This is a genomic window from Inquilinus limosus MP06, from assembly GCF_000767795.1.
GTDB classification, from domain to species: domain Bacteria; phylum Pseudomonadota; class Alphaproteobacteria; order DSM-16000; family Inquilinaceae; genus Inquilinus; species Inquilinus limosus_E.
The window spans coordinates 1-5,739 of sequence record NZ_JANX01000414.1; the positions used below are offsets into that span (position 1 = coordinate 1).

General features: G+C 69.1%; 3 protein-coding genes and 1 pseudogene. 2 read left to right on the plus strand and 2 right to left on the minus strand.

What is annotated here, in order from left to right; translation table 11 throughout:
- Positions 1-1,302, minus strand: a 1,302-nt coding sequence (locus tag P409_RS24510; RefSeq protein ID WP_152613520.1) for an adenylate/guanylate cyclase domain-containing protein, incomplete at its 3' end; no start/stop codon positions are given.
- A gap of 189 nt (positions 1,303-1,491) precedes the next feature.
- Between P409_RS24510 and carB the strand changes: the two genes are divergently transcribed.
- Both carB and greA read left to right on the plus strand, forming a co-directional pair.
- Positions 1,492-4,743, plus strand: a complete 3,252-nt coding sequence (gene carB / locus P409_RS24515; RefSeq protein ID WP_034844766.1) for a carbamoyl-phosphate synthase large subunit — start codon at positions 1,492-1,494, stop codon at positions 4,741-4,743.
- A gap of 88 nt (positions 4,744-4,831) precedes the next feature.
- A complete protein-coding gene (gene greA / locus P409_RS24520) occupies positions 4,832-5,305 on the plus strand; it encodes a transcription elongation factor GreA (protein WP_034844768.1) in 474 nt (157 codons plus the stop codon).
- A 19-nt stretch (positions 5,306-5,324) separates the two neighbouring features.
- Here greA and P409_RS39205 read toward each other — a convergent pair.
- Positions 5,325-5,739, minus strand: a pseudogene (locus P409_RS39205) (hypothetical protein); the annotation flags it as partial.

Genomic DNA, 5,739 nt, shown 5'->3' on the forward strand with positions numbered 1-5,739 from the left:
AATCTCGGTCTGGCCGGCCGGGCCGAAGGCGCCCAGCACCTCCGCCGGGCAGCCCTCGCGCCCGGCCTGGACGACCGCGGCGTCGCTGGCCACCACCCGCGTGTCGAGGCGCCGGCTCAGCCGCTCCAGCCGGCTGGCGACGTTGACGGTGTCGCCGACCACGCCGAATTCCAGGCGCCGCTCGTCGCCGATATTGCCCATCACCACCAGCCCGTAATGCAGGCCGATGCCGACCTCGATCGGCGCGGCGCCGCGCGCCTGGCGCTTGGCGTTCCAGCGCTCGACCTCATGGCACATGGCGCGGGCGCAGCTGAGCGCGTTGCTGGCGTCGCGCGGGCCGGGCTGCGGCGTGCCGAAGGTCGCCATGACGCAGTCGCCGATATACTTGTCGATCGTGCCTTCATGGGCGAAGACCTGCTGCGCCATGCGGCGATGGAAGCTGCGCAGCAGCGCCACCACCCGCTCCGGCGCCAGCCCCTCGGCCTGGCCGGAGAATCCGACGATGTCGACGAACAGGATCACCGCCGGCTGGCGCTGGATCTCGCCGAAGGGCGAGGCCGAGCCGGCGAGCCGGCCGACCAGATTGGGCGAGAAGTAGCGCGACAGCGCCGCCTTGGCCGCCTCCATCCGTGCCGCCCGTCCGACCAGCCGGCGCGACCGCCACACGGCCAGCGCCAGCACCAGCGTCATCAGCACCAGGACGACGGTCTGGATCATCCACAGCGTGCTGCTGACGGCGTGCGGGTCGAGCGACATCGCGATGCGCACGGCGTCGGGGCTCGGGCCGTCGACCACGTCGTTGGCGCTGGTGACGATGCTGTCCGGCCGCGTCGCCAGCCAGGCAAAACCGAGCGACCAGGAGACTGTCAGCGCTCCGCCGACCAGCAGCACCAGCTTGGGTGAATAGCTGAGCGCCACGCCGCACAGGAACAGCAGCAGGAACAGGAAGTTCGGGACGCGCTGGGTGAACTGGACCGGCAGCTCGGACCCGAACAGCGGGTTCGGCGCCACCATGACGAAGGTCAGCACCACCGCATCCAGCACCAGGAAGGCGCCGACGCCCCAGACGCCGATGCTGCCGCGCCGCTGCAGCAGATAGGGGATCAGGCCGAGCACGAGGAAGACGGCCATCAGGCCGATATAGGCCACCGACCGCCCGACCGGGATCCATATCGCGACATAGACGGCCAGCAGCGCCAGCACCAGGACGCGGCCATAGAAGACATAGGACAGACCGTCCCGCTCCTCCCGCTCCATGGCACCCCGGACGCCAAGAGGCGTCGCCTGCGCCGGTCTCGCCATGCCGCCCTCCAGCCCGATGATGCGCAGGAAATGGGGCTTCCGCGTGGGTTTCGCCAGGGTCAGGATGACGACAGGTCGCCCCTGCCCTGCGCCATGCGGCCGCCCCGGGGCTTTCCCCGCGCGCGTTCCTTCCTTATAAGAGCGCGCTCCTTCGGGAGCGTGCCCCCTTGTACCCAGCAGGCCGCCCCCATGCCCAAGCGCACCGACATCCGCTCGATCTGCATCATCGGCGCCGGCCCGATCGTCATCGGCCAGGCCTGCGAGTTCGACTATTCCGGCGCCCAGGCCTGCAAGGCGCTGAAGCAGGAGGGCTACCGCGTCATCCTGGTCAACTCCAACCCGGCGACGATCATGACCGATCCGGAGCTGGCGGACGCGACCTATATCGAGCCGATCACGCCGGAGATCGTGGCCCGGATCCTGGAGCAGGAGAAGCCGGACGCCCTCTTGCCGACCATGGGCGGGCAGACGGCGCTGAACACCGCCATGGCGCTGGCCGAGAACGGCACGCTGAAGCGGCTGGGGATCGAACTGATCGGGGCCAAGCGCGAGAGCATCGAGAAGGCCGAGGACCGCGCCAAGTTCCGCGAGACCATGGACGAGATCGGCCTGGAATCGCCGAAGAGCGCGGTGGTGCACAGCCTGTCGGAAGCAATCGACGCGCTGCCGAATGTCGGACTGCCGGCGATCATCCGCCCGTCCTTCACCCTCGGCGGCACCGGCGGCGGCATCGCCTACAACCGGGTCGAGTTCGAGGAGATCGTCCGTTCCGGCCTCGCCGCCAGCCCGACGCGCGAGGTGCTGATCGAGGAATCCGTCCTCGGCTGGAAGGAATATGAGATGGAGGTGGTCCGCGACCGCGCGGACAACTGCATCATCATCTGCTCGATCGAGAATGTCGATCCGATGGGCATCCACACCGGCGACAGCGTCACCGTGGCCCCGGCCCTGACGCTGACCGACAAGGAATACCAGCGGATGCGCGACGCCTCGATCGCGGTCTTGCGCGCGATCGGCGTCGACACCGGCGGGTCGAACGTGCAGTTCGCCGTCGACCCCGAGACCGGCCGCATGGTCGTGATCGAGATGAACCCGCGGGTCAGCCGCTCCTCCGCCCTCGCCTCCAAGGCCACCGGCTTCCCGATCGCCAAGGTCGCGGCCAAGCTGGCGGTCGGCTACACGCTGGACGAGCTGGCCAACGACATCACCAAGGTGACCCCGGCCAGCTTCGAGCCGACGATCGACTATGTCGTCGTCAAGATGCCGCGCTTCACCTTCGAGAAGTTCCCGGGCGCCGAGCCGACCCTGACCACGAGCATGAAGTCGGTCGGCGAGGCGATGTCGATCGGCCGCAGCTTCCCGGAGGCGCTGCAGAAGGCGCTGCGGTCGATGGAGACCGGCCTGTCCGGCCTGGACGAGATCGAGATCCCCGGCCTGGCCATGGACGCGCCGGACCCGCAGGTGATCCGCGCCGCCCTGGCCCGCCCGACCCATGACCGGCTGCTGGTGATCGCCCAGGCGATACGCCTCGGCCTCGGGGTCGAGGAGATCCGCGCCGCCTGCAAGTTCGACCCCTGGTTCCTGCGCGAGATCGAGCGGATCGTCGCGGCGGAAGAGGAGGTGCGGCGCTACGGCCTGCCCGAGGACGCGCAGGGCTTCGCCCGGCTGAAGCGCCTCGGCTTCTCCGACGCCCGCCTGGCGAAGCTGGCGGACGTGTCCGAGGCCGAGGCCGCCGCGGCCCGCCGCGGCCTGGGCGTGATGCCGGTCTACAAGCGGATCGACACCTGCGCCGGCGAGTTCGCATCGGCGACACCTTATATGTACTCGACCCACGAGGCCGGCTTCGACGAGGGCGAGTGCGAATCCGACCCGACCGACCGCGAGAAGATCGTCATCCTCGGCGGCGGCCCGAACCGGATCGGCCAGGGCATCGAGTTCGACTATTGCTGCGTCCACGCCGCCTATGCGCTGAAGGAGGCCGGCTACGAGACCATCATGGTCAACTGCAATCCGGAGACGGTGTCGACCGACTACGACACCTCCGACCGGCTGTATTTCGAGCCGCTGACCGCCGAGGACGTGATCGAGCTGATCCGGGTGGAGCAGGAGCGCGGCACGGTCAAGGGCGTGATCGTGCAGTTCGGCGGCCAGACCCCGCTGAAGCTGGCGCATGACCTTGAGGAAGCCGGCATCCCGATCCTGGGCACGCCGAAGGATGCGATCGACCTGGCCGAGGACCGCGAGCGTTTCCGCGACCTGCTGGACAAGCTGGGCCTGCGCCAGCCGAAGAGCGGCATCGCCCATTCGGTCGAGGAGGCCGAGGCGATCGTGCAGGAGGTCGGCTTCCCCTGCCTGATGCGCCCGTCCTACGTGCTGGGCGGCCGGGGCATGGAGATCGTGCACGACCTCCAGGGCTTCCGCCGCTACATCACCACGGCCGTCAAGGTCTCCGGCCGCAACCCGGTGCTGATCGACCGCTACCTGCAGGACGCGATCGAGGTCGATGTCGATGCGGTGCGCGACCGCGAGCAGGTCTATGTCGCCGGCATCATGGAGCATATCGAGGAGGCCGGGATCCATTCCGGCGACAGCGCCTGCGCCCTGCCGCCCTATTCCCTGCCCGCCTTCGTGGTGCATGAGATCGAGCGCCAGACCCGGATGCTGGCCGACGGCCTGGGCGTCATCGGCCTGATGAACACCCAGTTCGCGGTCAAGGACAACGAGGTCTACGTCATCGAGGTGAACCCGCGCGCCAGCCGCACCGTGCCCTTCGTGGCCAAGGCGACCGGCACGCCGATCGCCAAGATCGCGGCCCGGGTGATGGCCGGGGAGCGGCTGGCCGACTTCACCCTGACGGGCCCGACCCCGCCCTACACCGCGGTGAAGGAGGCTGTGTTCCCGTTCAACCGCTTCCCCGGCGTCGACGTCATCCTGGGGCCGGAGATGAAGTCGACCGGCGAGGTCATGGGGCTGGACCGCGACTTCGGCCGCGCCTTCGCCAAGAGCCAGCTGGGCGCCAACCAGAAGGTGCCGCTGTCCGGCACCGTCTTCATCTCGGTCAAGGACCGGGACAAGCCGGCGATCCTCGCGGTCGCCCGCCGTATCGCCGAGCTGGGCTTCGAGATCCTGGCCTCGACCGGAACGGCCAAGGCGCTGGAGGAGGGCGGGCTCAAGGTCCGGCGCATCAACAAGGTGATGGAAGGCCAGCCGCACATCGTCGATGCCATCCTGAATGGCGAGGTCCAGCTGGTGTTCAACACCACCGACGGCGCCCAGACGGTGCGCGACAGCTTCGGCTTGCGCCGCGCCGCGCTGGTCAATAACATTCCCTACTCGACGACCGTGGCCGGAGCGCGCGCGACCGTGGAGGCGATCGCCGCGCTGAAGGCCGGGGCGCTTGAAGTCGCCCCGCTGCAATCCTACCTAGGTTCGGCGCGGTAGCACCGGGGGCAGGGATACGAGCAGGTCTGGAGACCGGCGTCCTTGACGCCGGGTGTACCGCTTTTTGGCTTTTTGGGACTGGAGCGCAATGGAAAAGGTGCCGATGACCGCGGCGGGGTACAACCGGCTGCAGGAAGAGTTGAAGCATCTGAAGAGCGTGGCGCGGCCCGAGGTGATCAAGGCGATCGCGGAGGCGCGCGAGCATGGTGACCTGTCCGAAAACGCTGAATACCACGCGGCGCGCGAGCGCCAGAGCTTCATCGAAGGCCGGGTGATGGAGCTGGAGGACCGGATCAGCCGGGCCGACATCATCGACACCTCCAAGCTGTCGGGCGACACCGTCAAGTTCGGCGCCACCGTGACGCTGGCGGACGAGGACACCGACGAGGAGATCACCTACCAGATCGTCGGCCAGGACGAGTCCGACATCAAGGAAGGCCGCCTGTCGATCACCGCCCCGCTGGCGCGCTCGCTGATCGGCAAGGCCGAGGGCGACCAGGTCGAGGTCACCACCCCCGGCGGCTCCAAGAGCTACGAGATCGTCACGGTCCAGTTCGTCTGACCGGCCGACTTTCCTCCGGTTACAGCGGCCTCGCTTCGGCGGGGCCGTTTGCTTTGGGGCGAACGCCGGTCCGTCCGGCCGCGGCGCCGGTCCTCCGCCGGATCTGCAGGAAAGCGAGCCCGGCGAGGCCGCCGAGGCCGGCCGTCAGCCAGAGGGCCGGTGCGGGCCCGAACCGCTCCAGCAGGGCGGCGAACAGGAACGGCGCCAGGGCGGAGGCGATGTGGACGACGCTGGAGATCCAGCCGAGCCGTTCGGCATAGCCGTTGCGCCCGAACAGCGCCAGCGGCACCGTGCCGCGGACGATGCTGTTCAGCCCGGAGCCCAGCCCAAACAGGATTGCGAAGCCAAGCGCCGCCGCCAGGGCGGGCGCGCCGAGCAGCAGCAGGCCGAGCGCCAGCGGCGGCAAGCCGGCGGCGACGATCGCGAGGCCGACC